At 66.0% G+C, this 22566-nt stretch carries 22 protein-coding genes, 1 tRNA gene and 1 other RNA gene; 13 read left to right on the top strand and 11 right to left on the bottom strand.

Annotated elements, in window-relative coordinates:
- Nucleotides 1–4 precede the first annotated feature (4 nt).
- Nucleotides 5–745 carry a FadR/GntR family transcriptional regulator gene (locus AC57BR_RS16140; RefSeq protein ID WP_496362297.1) on the bottom strand — a complete coding sequence of 247 codons (741 nt, stop codon included), beginning with the start codon at nucleotides 743–745 and terminating at the stop codon, nucleotides 5–7.
- A 241-nt stretch (nucleotides 746–986) separates the two neighbouring features.
- Here AC57BR_RS16140 and gnd point away from each other — a divergent pair, with 241 nt between their 5' ends.
- Nucleotides 987–2423 (top strand): NADP-dependent phosphogluconate dehydrogenase, encoded by a 1437-nt coding sequence (gene gnd, locus AC57BR_RS16135; RefSeq protein WP_496362295.1) that lies wholly within the window; start codon nucleotides 987–989, stop codon nucleotides 2421–2423.
- A 140-nt stretch (nucleotides 2424–2563) separates the two neighbouring features.
- Nucleotides 2564–3397, top strand: coding sequence for an oxidoreductase (locus tag AC57BR_RS16130; protein ID WP_496362293.1), 834 nt, complete (start codon nucleotides 2564–2566; stop codon nucleotides 3395–3397).
- Here the strand turns inward: AC57BR_RS16130 and epsC are convergent.
- The 3 genes from epsC to msrA form a co-directional block, all read right to left on the bottom strand.
- Nucleotides 3394–3978, bottom strand: a complete 585-nt coding sequence (gene epsC, locus AC57BR_RS16125; protein WP_496362291.1) for a serine O-acetyltransferase EpsC — start codon at nucleotides 3976–3978, stop codon at nucleotides 3394–3396. The genes AC57BR_RS16130 and epsC overlap by 4 nt on opposite strands.
- A gap of 41 nt (nucleotides 3979–4019) precedes the next feature.
- Entirely contained in the window at nucleotides 4020–4955 is a 936-nt protein-coding gene (gene cysK, locus AC57BR_RS16120; RefSeq protein ID WP_496362289.1) for a cysteine synthase A, read from the bottom strand.
- Nucleotides 4956–5022: 67 nt separating this feature from the next.
- On the bottom strand, nucleotides 5023–5547 hold the full coding sequence (msrA, locus tag AC57BR_RS16115) for a peptide-methionine (S)-S-oxide reductase MsrA (RefSeq protein WP_496362336.1): 525 nt from the start codon (nucleotides 5545–5547) through the stop codon (nucleotides 5023–5025).
- 101 nt (nucleotides 5548–5648) lie between these two features.
- On the opposite strand from msrA, the gene AC57BR_RS16110 reads away from it, so the two are divergent.
- A complete protein-coding gene (locus tag AC57BR_RS16110; protein WP_496362334.1) occupies nucleotides 5649–6551 on the top strand; it encodes a Nif3-like dinuclear metal center hexameric protein in 903 nt (300 codons plus the stop codon).
- A 122-nt stretch (nucleotides 6552–6673) separates the two neighbouring features.
- A complete protein-coding gene (locus tag AC57BR_RS16105; protein ID WP_496362287.1) occupies nucleotides 6674–7411 on the top strand; it encodes a zinc ribbon domain-containing protein in 738 nt (245 codons plus the stop codon).
- 66 nt (nucleotides 7412–7477) lie between these two features.
- Here AC57BR_RS16105 and AC57BR_RS16100 read toward each other — a convergent pair whose 3' ends face one another.
- The gene (locus AC57BR_RS16100) at nucleotides 7478–8242 is read right to left on the bottom strand and encodes a YaaA family protein (RefSeq protein WP_496362285.1); all 765 of its coding nucleotides are present in this window, start codon (nucleotides 8240–8242) and stop codon (nucleotides 7478–7480) included.
- Between the two features lie 51 nt (nucleotides 8243–8293).
- Nucleotides 8294–9226 carry an alpha/beta hydrolase gene (locus AC57BR_RS16095; protein ID WP_496362283.1) on the bottom strand — a complete coding sequence of 311 codons (933 nt, stop codon included), beginning with the start codon at nucleotides 9224–9226 and terminating at the stop codon, nucleotides 8294–8296.
- A gap of 70 nt (nucleotides 9227–9296) precedes the next feature.
- On the opposite strand from AC57BR_RS16095, the gene rnpB reads away from it, so the two are divergent.
- The 4 genes from rnpB (at nucleotide 9297) to AC57BR_RS16075 (ending at nucleotide 13019) form a co-directional block, all read left to right on the top strand.
- An RNA gene (gene rnpB / locus AC57BR_RS16090) (RNase P RNA component class A) lies at nucleotides 9297–9689 on the top strand.
- A gap of 583 nt (nucleotides 9690–10272) precedes the next feature.
- Complete coding sequence (locus AC57BR_RS16085; protein ID WP_496362281.1) at nucleotides 10273–11766, top strand: glyceraldehyde-3-phosphate dehydrogenase; 1494 nt, start codon at nucleotides 10273–10275, stop codon at nucleotides 11764–11766.
- 115 nt (nucleotides 11767–11881) lie between these two features.
- Complete coding sequence (locus AC57BR_RS16080) at nucleotides 11882–12091, top strand: hypothetical protein (RefSeq protein WP_496362279.1); 210 nt, start codon at nucleotides 11882–11884, stop codon at nucleotides 12089–12091.
- A gap of 130 nt (nucleotides 12092–12221) precedes the next feature.
- Nucleotides 12222–13019 (top strand): HNH endonuclease family protein, encoded by a 798-nt coding sequence (locus tag AC57BR_RS16075; protein ID WP_496362277.1) that lies wholly within the window; start codon nucleotides 12222–12224, stop codon nucleotides 13017–13019.
- Nucleotides 13020–13047: 28 nt separating this feature from the next.
- On the opposite strand, the gene def is transcribed toward AC57BR_RS16075, so the two are convergent.
- The 3 genes from def to orn form a co-directional block, all read right to left on the bottom strand.
- Entirely contained in the window at nucleotides 13048–13620 is a 573-nt protein-coding gene (gene def / locus AC57BR_RS16070) for a peptide deformylase (RefSeq protein ID WP_496362275.1), read from the bottom strand.
- Nucleotides 13621–13742: 122 nt separating this feature from the next.
- A tRNA-His gene (locus AC57BR_RS16065) sits at nucleotides 13743–13815 on the bottom strand.
- Nucleotides 13816–13946: 131 nt separating this feature from the next.
- Nucleotides 13947–14618, bottom strand: a complete 672-nt coding sequence (gene orn, locus AC57BR_RS16060; protein ID WP_496362273.1) for an oligoribonuclease — start codon at nucleotides 14616–14618, stop codon at nucleotides 13947–13949.
- Between the two features lie 208 nt (nucleotides 14619–14826).
- Here orn and mptB point away from each other — a divergent pair, with 208 nt between their 5' ends.
- Nucleotides 14827–16383, top strand: a complete 1557-nt coding sequence (gene mptB, locus AC57BR_RS16055; protein WP_496362271.1) for a polyprenol phosphomannose-dependent alpha 1,6 mannosyltransferase MptB — start codon at nucleotides 14827–14829, stop codon at nucleotides 16381–16383.
- Here the strand turns inward: mptB and AC57BR_RS16050 are convergent, their stop codons facing one another.
- On the bottom strand, nucleotides 16384–17061 hold the full coding sequence (locus AC57BR_RS16050) for a DNA alkylation repair protein (protein ID WP_496362269.1): 678 nt from the start codon (nucleotides 17059–17061) through the stop codon (nucleotides 16384–16386).
- A gap of 144 nt (nucleotides 17062–17205) precedes the next feature.
- On the opposite strand from AC57BR_RS16050, the gene map reads away from it, so the two are divergent.
- A complete protein-coding gene (gene map, locus AC57BR_RS16045) occupies nucleotides 17206–17973 on the top strand; it encodes a type I methionyl aminopeptidase (protein ID WP_496362267.1) in 768 nt (255 codons plus the stop codon).
- A gap of 47 nt (nucleotides 17974–18020) precedes the next feature.
- Here map and AC57BR_RS16040 read toward each other — a convergent pair whose 3' ends face one another.
- Entirely contained in the window at nucleotides 18021–19112 is a 1092-nt protein-coding gene (locus AC57BR_RS16040) for a LacI family DNA-binding transcriptional regulator (protein ID WP_496362265.1), read from the bottom strand.
- Nucleotides 19113–19287: 175 nt separating this feature from the next.
- Here AC57BR_RS16040 and AC57BR_RS16035 point away from each other — a divergent pair, with 175 nt between their 5' ends.
- From AC57BR_RS16035 to AC57BR_RS16025, 3 genes are read left to right on the top strand one after another with little or no spacing between them, the layout of a single operon-like run.
- The gene (locus AC57BR_RS16035; RefSeq protein WP_496362263.1) at nucleotides 19288–20457 is read left to right on the top strand and encodes a Gfo/Idh/MocA family protein; all 1170 of its coding nucleotides are present in this window, start codon (nucleotides 19288–19290) and stop codon (nucleotides 20455–20457) included.
- On the top strand, nucleotides 20457–21671 hold the full coding sequence (locus AC57BR_RS16030; RefSeq protein ID WP_496362261.1) for a dihydrodipicolinate synthase family protein: 1215 nt from the start codon (nucleotides 20457–20459) through the stop codon (nucleotides 21669–21671). Before AC57BR_RS16035 ends, AC57BR_RS16030 begins: the two co-directional genes overlap by 1 nt.
- Nucleotides 21668–22525: a sugar phosphate isomerase/epimerase family protein gene (locus tag AC57BR_RS16025; RefSeq protein WP_496362259.1), complete on the top strand. Its 858-nt coding sequence runs from the start codon at nucleotides 21668–21670 to the stop codon at nucleotides 22523–22525. Before AC57BR_RS16030 ends, AC57BR_RS16025 begins: the two co-directional genes overlap by 4 nt.
- Nucleotides 22526–22566: the final 41 nt, after the last annotated feature.

The following is a 22566-nucleotide window of genomic DNA, read 5'->3' as shown; positions in this document are numbered from 1 at the left end:
AGAGCTACGCGGACTGCGGCCGCCGCTGCAGGGGAACAAATACCCTCGGCTGCTCCACCCATACCGGCTCCATTTCCGAGATGGTGCGGCGCATGATCCTGCTGGACGCCTCCCGGGCCTCCGATGCTTGGCCGCCAAAGATGGCTTCAGCCACATCCAGGTGCCACTGCAGCGTGAGATCCCGGGGCCGGTCGGGCATGAGGCCGTGCACGGTACGGCCGGTCAGGGTTTCGGCCACCTGGCCCACGAGGTTGGCGAACATCTCGTTGCCGGAGCCGCTGAGCAGCAGCGAATGGAACTGGATGTCCAGCTCCAGGAAGCGCGGCACGTCGCCAGCCTTGCCGGCGTCGCGCATGGCAAGGGCCACGTCGAGCAGCTCCTGCCGCAGTTCCTGCGGTGCGTTGACGGCCGCGAGTTCAGCGGCCACTGGCTCGACGGCGGAGCGGAGCTCCGCCAGGGAACGCAGCTGGGCGCCGCGCCCTTCCCCGGCCAGCCGCCACCGGATCACGAGCGGATCGAACGGGTTCCAGCGGTGCGCCGGCAGGACCTTGATGCCGACGCGCTTCGTGGTCTCCACCAGGCCAAGTGACTGCAGCACGCGGACAGCTTCCCGGATCACAGACCGGGATACCTGCAGTTCGTCCTCCAGCTGCTCCGCCAACATCACGTGCCCTGGCGGGAGGCTGCCGTCGACGATTCTGGTACCCAGGTGCTCGACGGCACGGTGGTGGAGGCTGGTTGACATAGACGTAAGCATAATCGGGCGGGCAGGCTTTGTTGCCCCGCAACCAGGGGAGTTTGGACCACGCCGCAGGGACGCATCATAGACTCGTTATGGCTCGGTTTGCGTCCAAGGAGTGGTCACCCGCTTTCGCCCGCGACCGCGAATATATATGCTTTATTCATAACCTGCTTTTCTGAAGCGTGTTCCGCAGCGCATGCGGGACCCATGCATTAAACGTTGCACACACTGAATTGGAGTTTTGATGTCAGCACACATCGGTGTCACCGGCCTTGCGGTGATGGGCGCCAACCTGGCCCGCAATCTTGCCCGTAACGGCTTCACGGTTGCCCTGCACAACCGCTCGGTCGGCAAAACCGACGCACTGCTCGAAAAGCACGGGCACGAGGGTGACTTCGTCCGGACAGAGTCCCTTGAGGAATTGGTCAACTCCCTCGAAAAGCCGCGTCGCGTCCTGATCATGGTCAAGGCCGGCAAGCCGGTGGACTCCGTGATCGAGCAGCTCGAGCCGCTGCTGGACGCCGGCGACATCATCATCGACGCCGGCAACTCGCACTATGAGGACACCCGCCGCCGTGAAGCAGCGCTGGCCAAGAAGGACCTCCACTTCGTGGGCGTCGGTGTCTCCGGCGGCGAAGAGGGCGCCCTCAACGGCCCCTCCATCATGCCCGGCGGCTCGAAGGAGTCCTACGAGGCGCTTGGCCCGCTGCTCGAAAAGATCTCCGCGAAGGTCGACGGCGAGCCCTGCTGCGCCTGGATCGGCACCGATGGTGCGGGCCACTTCGTCAAGATGGTCCACAACGGCATCGAATACGCCGACATGCAGGTCATCGGGGAAGCCTTCGACCTGCTGCGCTCCGGTGCCGGCATCGAGCCTGCAGAGCAGTCCAAGATCTTCACCGAGTGGAACAAGGGCGAGCTGTCCTCCTTCCTGATCGAAATCTCCGCCGAGGTCCTGGGCCACGTTGACGCCAAGACCGGCAAGCCGTTCGTCGACGTCGTTGTGGACGCAGCCGGCCAGAAGGGAACGGGACGCTGGACGGTCATCTCGGCCCTGGAGCTTGGCTCGCCGGTTTCCGGCATTGCCGAGTCCGTTTTCGCCCGTGCGCTGTCTTCCCAGGCTGAGCAGCGGAAGCTGGGCCAGGAGCTGCTCGCCGGCGAGGAAGCCGCCGTCGAAATCCCCGAGACCTTCGTCGAGGATGTCCGCCAGGCACTGTACGCCTCCAAGCTGGTCTCCTACGCCCAGGGCATGGACATGCTGACCTCTGCCGCGAAGGAATACGGCTGGGACCTCAAGCTGGACGAGATTGCCTCGCTGTGGCGCGCCGGCTGCATCATCCGTGCCGAACTGCTCAAGGACATCACCAAGGCCTACGCCGCGGATGAGAAGCCTGCCAACCTGCTGTTCGCCCCGGCCTTCACCAAGGCCATCGCCGACGCACTTCCGGCCTGGCGCCGCGTGGTTGCCACAGCAGTCCAGCTGGGCATTCCCGTGCCGGTGTTCTCTTCTTCCCTGGCGTACTACGACGGCCTGCGCCGCAAGCGTGTGGCCGCTGCACTGATCCAGGGCCAGCGCGACCTCTTCGGTGCGCACACCTACGGCCGCGTCGATGCCGAGGGCACGTTCCACACCCTTTGGGGCGAGGACAAGTCCGAAATCGAGGCAGTGGACACCCACTAGCTTCCACGCCACACCCGCAATGTGACGCGGCAACGGCCGGCGCTTCCCCGATAGTCTGGGGAGCGCCGGCCGTTGCCGTTTAACGGAAGCGACCTTGCGTGCCAGCTGTCCGTCGTTGCCGTGTCCAAGGAGTGCAGCACATGTCCCAGCCAATTGCGTTTGTCACCGGTGCATCCACCGGCATCGGCTTCGAAGCCGCCCGGAAGCTCAGCGAACACGGGTTCACCGTGTACGCCGGGGCACGGCGGGTCGAAAAGATGGAACCGCTGAAGGCCGGCGGAGTCAATGTTCTGGCCCTGGACGTGACGGACGAGGCGTCCATGGCAGGAGCTGTCGCGGCCATCCTCGAAACCCACGGCCGGATTGACGTCCTGGTCAACAATGCTGGGTACGGCTCCTACGGATCGCTTGAAGAAGTGGAGCTGGCCGAGGGCAGGCGGCAGTTCGAAGTCAATGTCTTCGGCCTGGCACGCATGACCCAGCTGGTACTTCCCGCCATGCGTGCCGCAGCGCGGGGGAGGATCATCAACGTGTCCTCCATCGGCGGCAAGATGTACGAGCCCCTCGGTGCCTGGTACCACGCCACGAAATTCGCCGTCGAAGGTCTCAGCGACTCGCTGCGGCTGGAGCTCAAGCCGCACGGCATCACGGTGTCGATCATCGAACCGTCGGGTACACAGACGGAATGGGGCGGCATCTCGGGCGAGAGCCTGCTGGCATCCTCCGGGCACGGACCGTACGGGGACCAGGTGAAAATCGTGGCCGGCGCGCTGGCGTCGACGTCGAGTTCAAGCATGGGGACGCATCCGGGTGTCATCGCCGATGCCATTGTTCATGCCGCAACGGCGTCCCGGCCGAAAACACGCTATCCCGCCGGCAAGGGTGCCCGTGCCATCCTGACGTTGCGCAGGCTCCTGCCTGACACCGTGTTCGACGTGGTGCTGTGGACGATCTACAAGCGGTTTGCCCGCTAGATCCGGTATTCGATGTAATACTCCGCCGGGTCCACGGCGGGCTTGGTCTCCCGCTGCGCGTCGCGGTGCCGCCAGCTCGCCGGGATGCCCGTGACAATGGACTCCGGCGGTGCGTCCTTGACGACGACGGCGTTCGCACCCACGGCGCTGTCGTTGCCGATGATGATCGGTCCCAGGATCTTGGCGCCGGCGCCGATCGTCACCCGGTCCCCGATGGTGGGGTGGCGCTTGACCTTCGCCAGGGAACGGCCGCCGAGCGTGACGCCGTGGTAGATCATTACGTCCTCGCCGATCTCGGCCGTTTCGCCGATGACCACACCCATGCCGTGGTCGATGAAAAAGCGGCGTCCGATGGTGGCGCCGGGATGGATCTCGATGCCGGTCAGGAACCGTGTGAGCTGCGAGATGAGCCGTGCCGGGAACCGCAGGGACGGGTTCTGCCACAGCTTGTGCGTAACACGGTGTGCCCAGATGGCGTGCAGCCCTGAGTACGCGAAAAAGTTCTCAAAAGAACCTCGAGCCGCCGGGTCGTGGGACCGGGCGGCGTCGAGGTCTTCCTTAAGTCTTGCGAAGAAACCCACAAAGATCTTTCTACAGGAAACGGAAAGCGGCTGGCTAAGGTCTAGCCGCGGATGTCGTCATAGAGCACGGTGGAGATGTAACGCTCACCGAAGTCGCAGACGACCGCGACGATCAGTTTGCCCGCATTCTCCGGGCGCTTTGCCAGTTCGAGGGCGCCCCAAACGATGGCGCCGGAGGAGATGCCGCCCAGGATGCCTTCCTTGACGCCGAGCTCGCGGGCGACGGCCACGGAGTCCTCCAGGGTGGCATCCAGGACCTCGTCGTAGACGCTGGTGTCCAGGAGTTCGGGGATGAAGTTGGCGCCGAGGCCCTGGATCTTGTGCGGGCCCGGTGCTCCACCGTTGAGGATGGGGGAGTCCTTGGGTTCCACGGCAACGATCTGGACGTCCGGGTTGCGCTCCTTCAGGACCTGGCCGACGCCCGTGATGGTGCCGCCGGTGCCGATGCCGGAGACAAAGATGTCAACCTTGCCGTCAGTGTCGGCCCAGACTTCCTCAGCGGTGGTCTTGCGGTGGATCTCCGGGTTGGCTTCGTTGGCGAACTGCTGTGCCCAGATGGAGTTCTCGGTGTTGGCCACGATTTCCTGGGCCTTTTCCACGGCGCCGCGCATGCCTTCGGAGCCCGGCGTCAGCACAATCTCGGCACCGAAGGCGCGGAGCATGACGCGGCGCTCGGTGGACATGGTTTCCGGCATGGTCAGGATGACCTTGTAGCCGCGGGCTGCACCCACCATGGCCAGGGCGATGCCGGTGTTGCCGGAAGTGCCTTCGACGATGGTTCCGCCGGGCTTCAGCGCGCCGGACTTCTCCGCGGCGTCGATGATGGCGACGCCGATACGGTCCTTGACGCTGTTGGCCGGGTTGTAGAACTCAAGCTTGACCGCAACGGTGGCGTCCAGGCCTTCCGTCAGGCGGTTGAGCTTGACCAGCGGGGTGCCGCCCACCAGCTGTGTTACATCGTCGTAGATCCGTGCCATGTGTACTTGCGCCTATCTCTCAGGAGGGAATACTTTGGTCAGCCTAACGATGGGGTCAGCGCACCTGCTAAGCATTAAGCCATGCAGAGTAATATTTCCGCGCCTTGGCCAGCTTCGGGTTAATAATGACCTGGCAATACCCCTGCTCCGGGAACTTGGCGTAGTAGTCCTGGTGAATGTCCTCCGCCGGATAGAACACGGGCAGCCGGCTGACCTCTGTCACAATCGGCCGGGACCACAGCGCCTGGTTCCGTTCGATCGCCTCCTCGAAGAGGATCTTCTCCTCGGTCGTCTCATAGAACATCGACGAGCGGTACTGGGTGCCGACGTCGTACCCCTGGCGGTTGCGCGTGGTGGGGTCGTGCAGGGCGAAGAACATGTCCAGGATGACCTCGGCCGGGATGACATCCTCATCGAAGGTCACCGCAACCACCTCCGCGTGCCCCGTGGTGCCGGAGCAGACGGAGTAGTAGTCCGGGTCGCGCTCATGGCCGCCGGTGTACCCCGAAACCACCGACGTGACGCCCTTCGTTTTCTGGTAGACGGCGTCCAGGCACCAGAAGCAACCCCCGCCAAGCACAAAAGTTTTCATGTCCTCTTCAATGGTTCGCACGCGCGGATGATTCCCGCAGCCCACCCTAGGGTCATATGCCGGTCAGAAGCCAGAGCCGACTGTAGGGTAAAAATATGAGTATGGAACCTGTGAACAGTGACGTTGCAGCGGAACCGGAAGAAGCTCCCGACGCCGCCGAGTCACCCGCCGCTGCGACGCTGGGGCAACTCATGCTGGCCGTGGAGGAGCTCTGGCCGGAGTCCCTTGCAGAGGCATGGGACGAGGTGGGGCTCGTGGCCGGCCATCCGTCAGCCGACGTCACGCGCGTCATGTTCGCCGTGGATCCCACGCTCGAGGTCATTGACGAGGCCGTCGAATGGGGCGCCGAACTGCTCATCACCCATCACCCGCTGCTGCTCAAGGGTGTCACCTCGGTTGCCGCCAACACACCCAAGGGCCGGGCGGTCCACCGCCTGATCGAGTCCGGCACGGCACTGTTGACGGTGCACACCAACGGGGACTCAGCGGTGGGCGGCGTTTCCGACGTCCTTGCCGACGCCCTGGGCCTGGAGAACGTATCGCCACTTACCCCGGCAGCCGACGGCCTTCCGGAGGAAGGCATCGGGCGCGTAGGGGACCTGAACGAGTCAATGACGCTGGGCGATTTCGCCGCCCGGGTTTTCGGCATCCTCCCCTCGGTGGCCGGCGGTGTGCGCGTGTCCGGGGACAAGGACGGGCTGGTGCAGCGCGTTGCCGTGTGCGGCGGCGCCGGGGATTCCCTCTTCGACGAGGTCAGGGCCAGTAACGCGGACCTGTACATCACCGCCGACCTGCGCCACCACCCGGCCTCTGAGGCCAGGGAAGCGGCCGTGAACGGCCGTCCCTACCTCATCGATGTCTCGCACTTCGCCAGCGAGTGGCTGTGGCTCCCCGCCGCCGCCGAGGCGCTGGGCAATGTGCTCGCGGACCAGGGCCTCGACGTCGAAATCAAGGTCAGCACCACCAACAGCGACCCGTGGGACTTCATACTGACTCCCGGCTAAGCCTGGCGCGCGAGGGGCCCCGGTGAGCGTAGCGAGGCTGGGGAGCGCGTTAGGCGCTAGAGTCTAGAGGACCCCACAGGGGTGCCGGCCATGGGCCGGATGGGATCAAGCGGAGGTAAAACGTGGCCAAGGCAGCACCGGCGGAACAATTGAAGTTGCTAGAGCTCCAGGGCCTGGATGCCCGGCTGAAGTCACTGTCGAACCGCCGCCGCAGCCTTGAAACCGATCCGCGGATCACCGATCTCGAAGCCGCCCTTAGCGTTGCCAACGGGGAGCTGGGCGCCGCGAAACTTGCCGTCCACGACGCCGAAGCCGAACTGAAGCGGGCCGAGGCAGATGTGGAGCAGGTGGCAACCCGGATCGAGCGGGACGAGGCCAGGCTCAACAGCGGCACCGGCCTCTCCAAGGATCTCGTTGCGCTGCAGAAGGACATCGCCTCGCTCAACAAGCGCCGTTCAGACCTTGAGGACGTGGAACTGGAGGTCCTGGAGCGGCTGGATGTCCTGCGCGAACGGCAGGCCGCCCAGCAGAGCATCGTGGACGACATCCAGGGTTCGTTCGGCGGGATCCGGGCTGAACTCGACGAGCAGCTGGCGGAGATCAATGCTGAAGAGACAATAATTCGCGGTCAAAGAGCAGAGTTTGCCGCAGTGCTGGACGCCGGCATGCTGGCGGTTTACGAGAAGACGCTGGCCCGGCGCGGCGTGGGCGCGGCGAGGCTTTTCCACGGTACGTCGGAAGGGTCCGGCATGCAGCTGAGCCCGGGCGACCTCGCCGAGATCAAGGCCGCCGCCGAGGATGACATCGTGTTCTGCCCGGACTCCGGCTGCATCCTGGTGCGCTCCGCCGAGTGGGTCTGACGCAAGTAACTCGCAGTTAATGCCGTTTTGGGCTCTCAAAACGGCATTAACTGCGAGCCAGTTGGGTCAGCCCTGCAGGATGATGTTGAGGGCGTGGGCCTTGCGCGCCGTGCCCGGAACGAGTTCGGCCTGCCACTTCTCGGCTGCCGCCTTCCGCAGCTGCTCAGGCGTCGCCGGGGACTTGCCCCGCCGTGTCAGCAGGTGCCGGGCCAGCTCACCCCGGGTGTGCTTGGCAAAGTGGCTGACCACCTTGCGCGCGCCGTTCACCTCAGTGAACACGTTGACCGTCACGGTGTCCGCCGGCGGGGGAGTCCAGGCGGCTGCATAGGTGCTGGACCGGCAATCGACCAGGAGTTGGCCACCGGCAATTTCGCCGAGGGCGTCGGTCAGCTGCGGTTTCCAGAATGAGGCAAGGCGTCCGACGTCGGGCAGTGCCGTTGACATGGACAGCCGGTAGGCGGGCACTGAGTCGGCGAACCGGATGGCGCCCCACAGTGCGGAGATGACCAGCACCGATTCATCCGCCCGGCGCCGCTGCGCCGGGGTCATCGACTTGTAGCCGAGGGCGTCGTACAGCACGCCCGAGTACACCTGGTGCGCCGGCGCCGCCGGTTCGGCGTGGAGCCGGGTGTTGCGTTCGACGTCGTGCTTGAGCGAGGCTCCGACGCCCAGCAGGGCGAGCGCATCCTCATGTGCGCTGACTGTCCCCAGCGCGTCGAGCACCTTTGCCCGGTAGGTATTCAGCACAGGGAAACTCAACGAAGCCCAGTCCATGGCGTCTCCATGGACGGCCGGAGTCTTGCCTTCGGATGGGGGGAGCAGAATCAGCACCGTACGATCTTACCGGCCGGGTGCGGATGGGATCGGTGGAGGGGCGTGAGCTCAGCCCAGGGAACGGCCCAGGAAGTCCAGCACGTCCGGCAGGATGGACCGCCAGTACAAGGCGTCGTGGCCGCCGGGCTGAAAGCCGCCCTCCACCCGGCCGGGAAGTCCCGAACGGTACTGGCGCACCGTGGGGGCCAGATCATCGTCACTGCCGCAGTCGATCCTTTTGGGAATCGCTGCAAGCCTCGGCCGGAGCGCAAAAACGTTGTTCGCCTTGAAATCAGCCGGGCTGTCGAAGGCGTCCTGCATGCCCTCTTCGTAGCTGGACCAGACGGCCGGGCTCATGGCCGCGACGGCGCGAAGTCCGGACACCCTGCCCCGCGACGCCAGGAGGAGGGCGCCGAACCCGCCCATCGACGTGCCGAAGATGCCGACCTTTCCGAGGTCGAGGCCCTGGTCGCCCAGGAACGGCAGGAACTCCTGGACCAGCATCGACTGCGTGTCGCTGCCGTCGGCGCGGGCATGCCACCAGGAGTCGCCGCCGTCCACGGCGGCAACCGCAAACGGCGGGCCGCCGTCGTCCAGGTGGCGCTGCAGGGCCCGGTCCGCCGCGAGGTCGCCCAACAGAACCTCACTGCTGCCGCCGAGCCCGTGCAGGAAGACGGCCACCGGCAGCAACTGGCCGGCCTCGTCCGGAAGCGGCACCGCCAGGGACCAGTGCGTGGTGACGGCCGGACGGAAGCGGGAGTCAAATGCGCCTGTCCGGGTCGACACCGTTGTAGGCGGCGGTGGCGGAGCCGGCGGGATGGCCGCCGTCGTTGTTCCCTGCGGAGCAGGGGTACCGGCCGAATCGGGAAGGGAACTGGTTGTCGTGGGGCCGGGAACCGGTGCCGGCGGCGCCGTGCAGGCTGACGTCGCGGCCGCGGTCAGTCCCGCAGCAATTCCAGCCAGCTGCAGCATGCGTCGCCGTGGAAAGGACGGCTGGTCCATTTCCCGATCTTAGACCCTGGCATGGCCGCGTGTCCGGGCCCGCGGGAAAGCCCGTAAACTGGACTGCGGATGGGTTGACCAGGCGGCCGCGCGCCACGCAAGTGGCTCGAGGAACGTCCGGGCTCCACAGGGCAGGGTGGTGGGTAACGCCCACTCGGGGTAACCCGCAGGCCAGTGCCACAGAAAACAGACCGCCTGCGTCGCGCCGATTTTGAAAGCGGCACGAAGCAGGTAAGGGTGAAACGGCGGTGTAAGAGACCACCAGCTTCCCGGGTGACCGGGAAGGCTAGGTAAACCCCACCCGGAGCAAGGCCAGACAGGACACGTTTGAGGGCTGCCCGCCCGAGTGTCCGGGTAGGCCGCTGGAGGGCGTCGGCAACGGCGCTCGTAGATGGATGGCCGCTACTCCCGCGCCGGCAACAGCGCGGGGGCACAGAACCCGGCGTATCGGTCAACCCATCCACTCAAGGCCGGCAGAACGTTGGACCGGCATCCGGGGTCATGCTGCGTCCTGGCTGGCAACTCCATGAGTGGGACACTCCGGGTTGGTGGGGCGGGGATGCTGCGGGCTGTACCGCCAGGGGGCACAAGTGCATCCGGGTGTCCGGTTGGTTGGGCGCTGCCATGCACTCCCGGCTCCCAGGGCGACCATTTCATACATCGTTTGGCCTTTCTTTCGCAGACGGCTTATTTACGAGTGCATCGCCGTCAGGGCCGTCAGCTTATGGCCCACGAAGTCGCGCGGATAGTGGTTGCCGGGATTGCGTCGATAACAATCCTGCATCCGGGCGACGGGCATCACACCCGGTGTGAGTGATTTCACGGGCTCCGGGGCAAGAGAAGCGCCCGGGCCCACCTAGAATGGATGGTGAACGTAGAGGTTCTTCCGCCGGATCTGCGTTCGCAGCCGGCGGTTTTTCTTTGCACGGTCAACGGCATCCGGGGTGGACCGAAACCCTGCCGGTGCCAGCTTGCCCTGGATAACTTCCAGTGGCCGCCATCCGGTTTACGAGGACGTAGCCGGTTGAACCAAGGAAGGTAGTTCTGTGAGCCAGACGTCAGATTCTTGTCTTGATACGTGGATGGGCCGTGAGGCGCTCGCCGAGGCCATGATCCCGGTTATCGGCCGGCTGTACCGTGAAAACAACGTGGTTACCTCCATCCACGGACGCAGCCTGATCAACAAGTCCACCATGAACATCCTGAAGGCGCACCGCTTTGCGCGCCGGATGAGCAAGGATGAGCTGCTCCTGGAGGAGACGGCACCGCTGCTGAACACGCTGGCGCAGCTGGACCTGGGTGCCGCTGCCATCGACATCGCCCGCCTGAACCAGAAGTTCAAGTCCGACGGCGGCGACCTGACTTTGGAGGAATTCCTCCGCGCCGAGCTCGCTGAGATCGTGGGCAAGCGCGGCGCCGACGACCGCACCAGCACCGACGTCGTGCTCTACGGCTTCGGCCGGATCGGCCGCCTGCTTGCGCGCCTCCTGATCGAAAAGGCGGGCGGCGGCCACGGCCTGCGCCTGCGCGCCATCGTGGTCCGGCGCGGTTCCGACAACGACCTGGCCAAGCGGGCCAGCCTGCTGCGCCGCGACTCCGTGCACGGTTCCTTCGAAGGAACCATCAAGGTGGACACCGACGCCAACACGATTACGGCCAACGGCGTCCAGGTCCAGGTCATCTACTCGGACAACCCGGCAACGATCGACTACACCGCCTACGGCATCAAGGACGCCCTCGTGGTGGACAACACCGGCCGCTGGCGCGACGCGGAGGGCCTCGGCCAGCACCTGCTGAGCAAGGGCGTGGCCCGCGTGCTGCTGACCGCGCCGGGCAAGGGTGACCTGAAGAACATCGTGCACGGCATCAACCACCGCGACATCGCCGATTCGGACCGGATCGTCACGGCGGCCTCCTGCACCACCAACGCCATCACGCCGGTCCTGAAGGCCATCAACGACAAGTACGGCGTGATCCACGGGCACGTGGAGACGGTTCACTCGTTCACGAACGACCAGAACCTGATTGACAACTTCCACAAGGGCGACCGCCGCGGACGCTCTGCTGCCCTGAACATGGTGATCACCGAGACCGGTGCCGCCAAGGCCGTGGCCAAGGCGCTCCCGGAACTGCAGGGGAAGCTGACCGGCAGCTCCATCCGGGTGCCCACCCCGGACGTCTCCCTGGCTGTCCTGAACCTCAGCCTGGAACACGGCACCACCAAGGACGAGGTCAACAACTACCTGCGCGAGATGTCGCTGCACTCTGAGCTGCGCAAGCAGATCGACTACATCGACTCCCCGGAGGTCGTCTCCACTGACTTCGTCGGCTCCCGCCGCGCCGGCATCGTCGACGGTCTCGCGACCATCGCCAACGACAAGAACCTGGTTGTCTACGTCTGGTACGACAACGAGTTCGGCTACAGCTGCCAGGTGGTCCGGGTCATGGAGGAAATGGCCGGCGTGAACCCGCCGACGTTCCCGGCCAAGGACTCCGCAAAGGACGCCGCCCCGGTCCTGGCCGTGGCAGCCTCGGTCTGACCGGAACGTTCCGTCAGCCCCGCCGGCACAGATGTGCCGGCGGGGCTGACCCGTTCCCGGGAACTTCCCGGGCAATTCTCTGGAATCGGCCGGAAAACGGGGAGAGACTTGTGCCATGGAACAGAACCCGACCCTCCAGCATGAGACAACCCTCGAACATGCCCTCGATGTTGCAAAGGCTAACCAGAAAGAAGCCCAAAGGCTTCTGGACGAGGCACGCGCTTCACACGCGGCAGGGGAAATCGGCGATGACAGGGTGGCCCAGCTGGAGCGGCTGCTTGATCTCGCCAACACCGATCTTCATCGGGTGATGCGCGAGCAGTAGGCCACCCGCCCTCCACAGGGCACCTGTCCTCCACACTGTGGATACCCGCACGGCGCCGGCTGGTTTCGCCTAGGCTCCTGCATGTGTACCCACATCCTGACCCGGATTACCGGCGCCCCGGGACGCCGCCGTGAGCGTCAGCTGGGCCGCCTACCGGCGTGCCCGCCGCCGCTCCCGGCAGGCCTGGGCGGTCCTCGGTGTCTTCGCCGCTGCGCTGGTGGCTGCGACCGTCTGGTTTTTTTCGGCAGGCCAGTTCATCGCCGCCGAGCCTGCCGTGTCCGGACCCAGCGAGGCGCCCGTGTTCGATGCCGCCTGGATGAAGCCCGTGGCACCGCCGTACCCGGTGCCGCGGGGCAGCGCGGCCGCTGCACTGGAAGCGCTGGCCGTGAAGGACAGGGCCTCCGGCAGCGACTACGACCGGTTCGCCTTCGGCCAGGCATGGCAGGACGCAGACCACAACGGCTGCGACACCCGCAACGACATTCTGCGCCGGGATCTGCACGACGTGGCGTTCGCCAAGGGATCAAAGTGCAAGGTTGCCGCCGGGACCATGCACGAGCCGTACGTGGGGCTGGTGGTCAGGTTTGTCCGCGGCGCGGATTCCAGCAAGGACGTGCAGATCGACCACGTCGTCGCGCTGGGCGACGCCTGGCAGAAGGGGGCGCAGCAACTGACGCCGCAGCAGCGGCAGAACCTGGCCAATGATCCGGTCAACCTCATCGCCGCGGACGGTGACGCCAACCAGGAGAAAAGCGCGTCGGACGCTGCCACCTGGCTGCCGAAGAACAAGGCACTCCGGTGCCACTACGTGGCGCGGCAGATCTCGGTGAAGGCAGCGTACGGCCTCTGGGTCACCCAGCCGGAGAGGGACGCCATGTCCCGCGTGCTGGATTCATGCCCGCAGCAGCAGACGGTGGTGCCCCGGTAGGGCCTCGGCGGCAGAAACGGCGCCGGTATCAGTGGCCGAACGGGTCCGGGTCCACGCCCGGCATCCAGGTCAGGCCCGGGACGCCCCAGCCGCTCTTCTTGGCCTGCTTCATCGCCTTGCGGGCATACCTGTCGATGAGGCGGTTGACGTACAGCTTGCCGTCCAGGTGGTCATATTCGTGCTGGATGATTCGGGCAAACCATCCGGTCGCTTCGAAATCCACTGGGTTTCCGTGCCCGTCAAAGCCCTGCACCCGTACCCATTCGGCGCGCTTGAGCGGATACTGCTCACCGGGGAAGGAGAGGCAGCCCTCCACTTCCTCGTCCGGATCCGGCAGCGCCCCGGACACCTTGGAAAGGGTCAGCACAGGATTCACCACGGCGCCGACCGGGGGAGCGCCGTCCTCGTTCTCGAACTTGTACACGAAGATCCGCTTGCCCACGCCGATCTGCGGCGCGGCCAGTCCAACGCCGTTTGCCAAGTCGTTCGTTTCGAACATGTCGGCAATCAGCTGGCGAAGCCCGTCGTCGAACTCCTCTACTTCAGCAGCCCGGCGGTGCAGCACCGGCTCACCCCAGATGGTGATGGGCAGAACAGTCATGTCAGGGGTTTCCTTCGGCGCTTTGCCGGGGAGCCGGCAGGGGGTGAAACCAACAAAGGCCGCACCGGATAACCGGTACGGCCTTTGTTGCTGGCCGGCAATAAACTGCCGTCCTCGGTGCGGGTGAGCGACGGGGGTTGAACCCGCGACCTCCTGGACCACAACCAGGCGCTCTGCCAACTGAGCTACGCCCACCATGTGCCCCGCAGACCGTCCGGTTTCCCCGGCCGTCCGAAAAGGCAACGACAAATAGCTTACCTGCTGTTGGGGGATGCTTTTGCCACTTTTGGCTGTTTCGGCAAAATTTTCCTCAAACGTGGTGCAGATTACTTTCCGGGCAGCTCCGCAGCGGGCGGCGGAACGCTGTCCGAGGCCTGCTGGTCGACGGCGGAGGGCGACGAAGAGATGCGCTGGGAGATCTTCTGGGCCGTGGCGCTGTCCGGTCCCGGCGCCGGAACGAAGACGGCTTCGCGGTAGTACCGGAGTTCGTCGATGGAATCCTTGATGTCCCCGAGTGCGCGGTGGCCGCCCAGCTTCGCCGGCGCCTGGAAGTAGACGCGTGCATACCAGCGCCGGGCCAGTTCCTTGATGGTGCTGACGTCGATGATGCGGTAGTGCAGGTGCTCCACTACCGACGGCATGTCCCTGGCGAGGAAGACCCGGTCCGTTCCCACCGAGTTGCCGGCGAGAGGCGCCTTGCGGGGGTCCGGAACCCACTTGCGGATGTAGTCCAGCACCAGGTTCTCCGCCTCGGCCATTGTTTTGCCGGCCGGAAGCTCGTTCAGCAGACCTGACCGGGTGTGCATGTCCCGGACGAAGTCGTTCATCTGCGCGAGGGCGGCATCTTCCGGCTTGATCACCACGTCCACCCCGTCCCCGAGGATGTTGAGTTCGGAGTCGGTCACCAGGGCTGCGACCTCGATCAGGGCGTCGTTGACGCTGTCGAGGCCGGTCATTTCGCAGTCGATCCAGACGATGCGTTCGTTAGTAATAGGCACCCGTTCAGCCTACCGTTTAGCCGCCTGCAAGCCTTGGAGAGGCGCTCCGATGCTAATATTTCGGGTACGTGGCTACGCCTCATTGCGCCGCCGCGTCCCCGGCGACGCTCAATTTGGCTGGCCGCTCAGCTTGGCTGCAGATGGGGCAGCACGCCCAAAAGAGATATGCCTAACGAGATAGGCGCAGAAGAGATTGGACGATCCTGAGATGACGGCGCCTGTGCCTGCGATAGGGGAAACGGCCACCGGCACTTCCACGGACCCGGCCCGGCCGGAAGTGGACAACCCACGCTCGCCGATCCTCTCCGGCTTCATCGGTTCCATGTTCCTGCTCGTCGGCTCCCTCGGCGTCGGCTGGCTGGCGCCCGTCTCGGAGCTGCGGCGGATGCCGCTGTTCATCTGGATGCGCACCGAGGCGTTCGGCGTCGGGCTTTCCATTGTGCTGCTTGCGGTGGGCGGCATGCTGCTGGTCCGGGCGTGGCTCAGGCTTGGCCAGCACATCCAGGTATGGGGCCGGGAGGCCCGCAAGGCCACCCTGCAGGCCATCGTCGCGTGGGGCCTTCCCATGATGTTCACCGTCCCGCTATTCAGCCGGGACGTCTACGCGTACATCGGTCAGGGCCGGCTGATGGTGGAGGGCTTCAACCCGTACGAGAACGGCATCTCGGCGCTGTCCAACTACTTCCAGCTGGGCGCAGACAAGATGTGGACCGAGGCCCCGGTTCCCTACGGCCAGGTGTTTTTGTGGATCGAGCAGTTCGTGGTCTGGTCCACCAACGTCCACCCGGAAGCCAGCATCATGCTGTTCCGCCTGGCCTCCCTGGCGGGTGTGGTGCTCTGCATCGTTTACGTCCCCAAGCTTGCCGAGCTGCACGGGGTCAATCCGCACCGTGCCCTTTGGCTGACGGCGGCGAATCCGCTCTTCCTGACCAATTTCATCGCCAGCGTCCACAACGATTCGCTCATGATCGGGCTCGCCCTCGCCGGCCTGTACTACTGCGCCACGCGGCGGGTCATTTTCGGCATTGTCCTCGTCACGGCCTCCATCGCGGTGAAACCGATCACCGTGGTGTTCCTTCCGTTCATCGGCCTGCTGTGGGCCGGCAAGGGGGCCAGCTGGCCCCGGAAGTTTGTGTTCTGGGGCCTGACGGCCGGAATCAGCCTTGCCCTGCTCTACGCAATGAGCCTGGTCAACGGCTTTGGGTTCGGCTGGATCAACGGCCTCTCGGCGCCCGGCAGCGTCTGGATCTGGTACGCCCCCGTGGGGCTGCTCGGCCTGGTGGTCGCATCCATCGCCAACGCGTTCAGCCTGGACGGCTGGGGGCTGGCCAAATGGGTTTACGACGCCGGCAAGCTCCTCGCGGTGGGTATCGTCGCCTGGCAGATTTTCCGGGGCGAACATGACCGTCTCATGCGCCGCCTGACGCTCGCCTTCGCGGCTGTTGTGGTGCTGGCGCCCATGATCCAGTCCTGGTATGTGGTGTGGCTGATCCCGCTGTTCGCCGTCACGGGCATCCGTGACGACTGGCAGGTCAAGGCCCTGTACTTCATCGTTTCCTTCTTCATGGTCTACGCCATCTCGGACCAGCTGGAAGTCTTCCCCTACCTGCAGACCGACGACCTGGGCCTTGCCCTCGCGCTGGCCCGCAATGCAGCCGCCATCATCGCCCTGCTGTTTGCGCTGTACCTGATCTTCCTGGACCGCAGCACCAAGCTGCTTTTCAGCAAGGCGGAGCAGCCCGTCACCGTACGCCCTGTTATCTGACTAAAGATTTTTCAGGGCCTCCCTGCGCGAGAGCGGGCTGAGGGCCGGGCCGTTCCGTGCCACGAACTCCAGGACCCATCCCGGGTCGGTTTTGGCGTACTCACGCAACGCCCAGCCGATGGCCTTGCGGATAAAGAATTCCTTGTCGGCCATGTTCGCCTCGATGACGGCAGTGAGCAGGCCGGTGTCCGTCTGGACTTTGGCGCCCGGCTGGGCAGTAATCGACGCCCGCCGGATCCAGAAGTCCCGGTCGATGCTCCACTGGAGCAGTACGCCGGTAAGTTCCTCCCGGTGGGCCTTGAGCAGGGCGCCGATCCGGTGGGCCACGCCGTCCACGTAGTCCCAGGATGAGCCCGTGCGGATGATCTCCTCATACACCGGAAGCATCCGCGGGTCTGCGGCCACGCTCCGCAGCCCGGTCAGGTCAATCGCGGCGTAGCGTTCCTCGCGGTAGCGGGCTTCACGCCACAGGACAAGCACCGTTGACCGCAGGTCTTCGGCTGTTTCAAAGGGATGGGCGGCGGCCACGGCCTTGGCTGTTCTGCGCACTTCCGGCACGCGGACGCCGAGGGATGGTGTTGTGGACTTCATGTAGGCCTGCGCCGCGGCGCCGCGGATGGGGTCTGCCGCCGCCCGCAGTTCGGAGCGAATCAACGCCAGCACCGCTTCATTTGCCATGCTGCCAAGATAGCCGGTCCACGGTGCCCGGGGCCGAGGTTGCCGCTGCCGCTGCCGCCCGTGTGGTCCTAGAGTAGGCAGGGTATGAGGTGCTGCCTGCAGGAACTATCCTGCTGCTGGCCAGAGAGTCCCGGGAGGTCATCCATGTCCATGATCAAGACGCCCGCTCAGATTGCCATGATGCGCGAGGCCGGGCGGGTGGTGGCGAACGCCCTGGCAGCCGTCCGCAAGGCCGCAGCCGTGGACGTTTCGCTGAAGGAGCTCGACGACGTTGCTGCCGCCACCATCGCCGATGCGGGCGCCAAGCCCGCGTTCCTGGACTACAGGCCCCGGTGGGCGTCGGTCCCGTTTCCCGGCGTGATCTGCACCAGCGTCAACGATGCCGTGGTGCACGGAATCCCCAACGGGTACCGGCTGCGCGACGGGGACCTGCTGAGCGTGGACTGCGGTGCCTTCGTGGAAGGCTGGTGCGGCGACTCGGCCGAAAGCTTCATTGTGGGCACGCCCAACCCGGAGGACCAGGCACTCATTGAGGCCACGGACGCCGCGCTGGCCCGGGGCATCGATGCCGCCCGGGTGGGAAACAAAATGGGCGACCTCGCCTACGCGATCGGCGGCGCAGCGCGCCGAGCCGGCTACGGCCTGCTGGCTAACCACGGCGGGCACGGGATCGGCCGGACCATGCACGCCGAGCCCTCCGTGCCCAATGACGGGCGTCCGGGCAGGGGCATCAAGCTGACGGAGGGCCTCGTGATCGCCATCGAGCCCATGCTCATTCTCGGCGGTAACGGAGACTATTTCCACGACGAGGACGAATGGACGCTGCGCTCCGCCAACGGACGCAGGGCCGCCCACAGCGAGCACACCGTGGCCGTCACCGCCGACGGCCCGGTAATCCTGACCCTGCCGTGAGGCGGGCCGTCCGCGTCATCCCACCTGCCGGGACTGTCCTCAGGAATCTATGAAGCCGGTTCGCCGGCCGGCTCGGTGCTCCGCCGGAGCGTCACTTCGCCCGTAACCCCGACGGTGGCGGCGGCCCTTTGGCCGGAACCCGCGCCAGGCACCGCCAGCCTGCCGATCTCCTCCAGGGGCAGGCGGACAGTGGAGAGGGCGGGGCGGAAGTCGCGCAGGGTTTCGATGTCGTCAAACCCGGCGATGGCGGCGTCCCGCGGGATCCGCAGCCCCTTGGAACGCAGCGCGGCGGTGGCCCCGATCGCCATGACGTCGTTGACGGCGAAGATACAGAGCCGGGGCCGTCCGCCGCCAGGACTGGCCTCGCCGCTGCCGCCCGGGGCGCCGATGCGGGCCGCGAGTTCCAGGCCCGCCTCGTAACCGCCCGTGCGGTCGAATCCGGTGTGCAGGACCTCCGCCGGCGGCAGCCCGGCGTCCGCCAGGCCGCGCTGGAAGCCGCGAGCCCGGTCGTCGGAGGTCAGGAGCCCCTCAGGCCCGGCGACGATCACGAACTCCCCGGCATGTGAGGCGGCCAGTTCCCGGGCGAGTGCGGCCGCGAGATCCTCGTTGGGAACCTCAACCACGTGGTAGCCCTCGTCGGATTCGGCGCCCACCACGGCGTGGCCCACCACCCCTACCCGGCCGCCGTTGCGGCAATATCGGTCGAGTTCGGCGGCCAGGTCGGCGTTGCCCTGTCTGTCGGCCGTCCGCGCGGACCGCGATCCCGCGATCACTATCGAGTCCGCCCGGCGCGCGGCAAACGCTGCCACGGCCGCGCGCTCGTCGGCTGGGCTGCCCGCCGTCGTGGCCAGCAGCACCATCTTGTTCTGGTGCCGGGCGGCGGTCTGGACGCCGCGGGCGATGGCCGAGAAGTAGGGATCGGCAATGTCGTGCACGATGAGCCCGATGAGGCCGGAGCTCGACTTGGCGAGCCCCTGGGCCTGGGCGTTGGGGATGTAGCCCAGGGAGTCCGCAGCCTTCCGGACACGCTCCGCGATGTCAGGCCCGGGGGTCCTGGCCGAACCGTTCAGGACACGGCTGGCGGTGGCAGGGGAGACTCCGGCCAGGCGGGCTACTTCGGTCAGCGTGCTTGCAGCCACAGGCGCAACTCCTCTTCAACAGGCCCCAGCTTCGGGAAACTCGGCTGATGCTCACATTATCGCAATAGAAGAAAAGTGAGGAAAGCGCTTGCCAGATCGGCCGCAGTTCTGCACTATAGAGGCAGCGGGAACGCGCTTTCCCGAATTGCAATCCACCACGAATGAATGAGGACTCATGGGCTTCGAAACAAAAACGATCCGTATCGCCATGAACGGCATTACCGGCCGGATGGGATACCGCCAGCACCTGCTGCGCTCCATCCTCCCGATCCGCGACGCCGGCGGCTTCACCCTGCAGGATGGCACCAAGGTCCAGGTCGAGCCGATCCTCGTCGGCCGCAATGAAGCGAAGATCCGCGAACTGGCAGAGCTCCACAAGATTTCGGAATGGACCACCGACCTTGACGGCGTGATCAACGACCCTACTGTCGACGTCGTTTTTGATGCCTCCATGACCAGCCTGCGGGCCGCGACCCTGAAGAAGGCCATGCTGGCCGGCAAGCACATCTTCACCGAGAAGCCGACGGCGGAAACCCTGGAGGAGGCCATCGAGCTGGCCCGCATCGGCAAGGAAGCCGGGGTTACCGCGGGCGTCGTGCACGACAAGCTGTACCTCCCCGGCCTGGTCAAGCTGCGCCGCCTTGTGGATGAAGGATTCTTCGGCCGGATCCTGTCCATCCGCGGCGAATTCGGCTACTGGGTCTTCGAAGGCGACGTGCAGGCGGCCCAGCGCCCGTCCTGGAACTACCGCAAGGAAGACGGCGGCGGAATGACCACGGACATGTTCTGCCACTGGAACTACGTTCTGGAAGGCATCATCGGCAAGGTCAAGAGCGTCAACGCCAAGACCGCCACCCACATCCCCGCCCGGTGGGACGAGGCCGGCAACGAGTACAAGGCAACTGCTGACGACGCCTCGTACGGCATCTTCGAACTGGTTACCCCGGGCGGAGACGACGTCATCGGCCAGATCAACTCCTCCTGGGCCGTCCGGGTCTACCGTGACGAACTGGTGGAGTTCCAGATCGACGGCACGCATGGTTCCGCTGTCGCCGGTTTGAACAAGTGCGTCGCGCAGCAGCGGGCGCACACGCCCAAGCCCGTCTGGAACCCGGACCTTCCGGTCACCGAATCCTTCCGCAGCCAGTGGCAGGAAGTCCCGGCGAACGCGGAGCTGGACAACGGCTTCAAGCTGCAGTGGGAGGAGTTCCTGCGCGACGTCGTCGCCGGCCGCGAGCACCGCTTCGGGCTGCTCTCCGCCGCCCGCGGCGTGCAGCTTGCCGAACTCGGCCTGCAGTCCAGCGATGAACGCCGCACCATCGACATCCCGGAGATCACGCTCTGATGACGTCACTGATCCTTCCCACATCCGACGGCGGAACCCGGGAGTACCGCCTCCGCTCCGCCACCACCTGGGCCAAGCCGGCGGCACCGCTGACATCCCGCCGGGCGTACGCGGCCGCGCACGTCATCCCCGAGGTCACCGCCGACAACACCCCCGGCGCCCCGGCACGTCTGGACTGGGAGGCCACCCTGGCCTACCGCCACGAGCTGTGGTCCTATGGGCTGGGGGTCGCCGACGCGATGGACACCGCCCAGCGCGGCATGGGCCTGGACTGGCCCGCCACCCAGCAGCTGATCAAGCGCACCGGGGCGGAGGCGGCCTCCGTGGTCTCCGCCGGCGGGACCGCCACGGCCGGCATGACGGTCCGGGACCTCGTGTCCTGCGGTGCCGGCACCGACCAGCTGGACCTTGCCGCGCTGCCGTCCGGCGAAGCCGGCCTGCAGGCTGTCCTCGCCGCCTACCGCGAGCAGGTCGCCGTCGTCAGCGAGGCCGGGCCCAAGGTGATCCTCATGGCCTCCAGGGCACTGGCCCGGGTGGCGTCCGGCGCCGAGGACTACCTCAAGGTCTACTCCACGCTGCTGCAGGAGGCCGACCAGCCGGTCATCCTGCACTGGCTCGGCACCATGTTCGACCCCGCACTGGCCGGTTACTGGGGCTCGGACGACGTCTCCGAGGCCACCGGGACGTTCCTCTCCCTCATCCGCGAGAACGCGGACAAGGTGGACGGCGTCAAGGTCTCCCTCCTGGACGCTTCACATGAAATCGCGCTGCGGGCAGCCCTTCCCGAGGGTGTCCGCCTCTACACCGGCGACGACTTCAACTACCCGGAACTGATCGACGGCGACGGCACCCTCCACTCCGATGCCCTGCTGGGCATCTTCGCCGCAATCTATCCGGCCGCGTCCGCGGCGCTGCAGAACTACGATGCCGGGGATGCCGCCAAAGCGCGCGCCATCCTGGACTCCACCCGGGAACTGGGCAAACACATCTTCAGCGCCCCCACGTTCTACTACAAGACCGGAATCGCCTTCCTGTCCTGGCTCAACGGCAAGCAGCCGGGCTTCCAGATGGTCGGCGGGCTGCACTCTGGCCGGTCAGTGGTGCACCTGGCGAAGACCTTCGAACTGGCCGACGAAGCCGGGCTGCTGAGGGACCCCGCCCTCGCCGCGTTCCGGATGTCCGATTTCCTTCGCATCAACGGAGTGGGAGTATGACCTTCAATTCAGAACCGTCCCCGTTTTCACGGCTTTCCCTCAACAGCGCCACTACCAAGAAGTGGACGCTCGCCGAGGCTGTTGACGGCTGTGCCCGGGCAGGAATTCCCGCCATCGGACCCTGGCGCGACATCGTGGCCGACGCCGGGCTGGACAAGGCGGCGAAGCTGATCAAGGATGCCGGGCTTCGGGTTTCCTCGCTGTGCCGCGGCGGGTTCCTCACGGCTGCTGACGCCGACGGGCAGGCGGCAGCACTCGCCGACAACAGGGCCGCTATCCTCGAGGCCGTTGCGCTCGACACCCGGGAACTGTTCCTCGTGGTCGGGGGTCTGGCGCCGGGGGAGAAGGACGTTGTGGCTGCCCGCCGGCGCGTGGCTGACCGGCTCGAGGACCTCGTCCCGTTCGCCGTCGAGCATGGTGTCCGGCTGGTGCTGGAACCCCTGCATCCCATGTACGCCGCCGACCGCGCGCTCATCTCCACGCTGGGGCAGGCGCTGGACCTGGCGGCGCCGTACGACGCCCGGGCGGTGGGGGTCGCCGTCGATACCTTCCACGTCTGGTGGGACCCGGAGCTGAAAGCCCAGATCGAGCGCGCCGGCAGGGAGAACCGGATCGCCTCCTACCAGGTGTGTGACTTCAACCTGCCGATCGCGGCGGACGCGCTGCTCTCCCGCGGCATGATGGGCGACGGCGTGATTGATTTCGCCACGATCAGCACCTGGGTCCGGGACGCCGGCTACACCGGCGACATCGAAGTGGAAATCTTCAACCAGGAGATCTGGGACGCCGACGGCGACGACGTCCTGGGCAGGATGAAGGAGCGGTACGCCGAACTGGTGCAGCCCTTCGCCTAAACCAGGGCAAGGACCCCGGCAGAACAGAGGTCCGGTCCCCG

It is taken from the genome of Arthrobacter sp. BGA-UO-ETr-C19, assembly GCF_059568005.1.
Note: the sequence above shows the minus strand (reverse complement) of the source record. Positions and strands in the feature narration are given on the sequence as shown.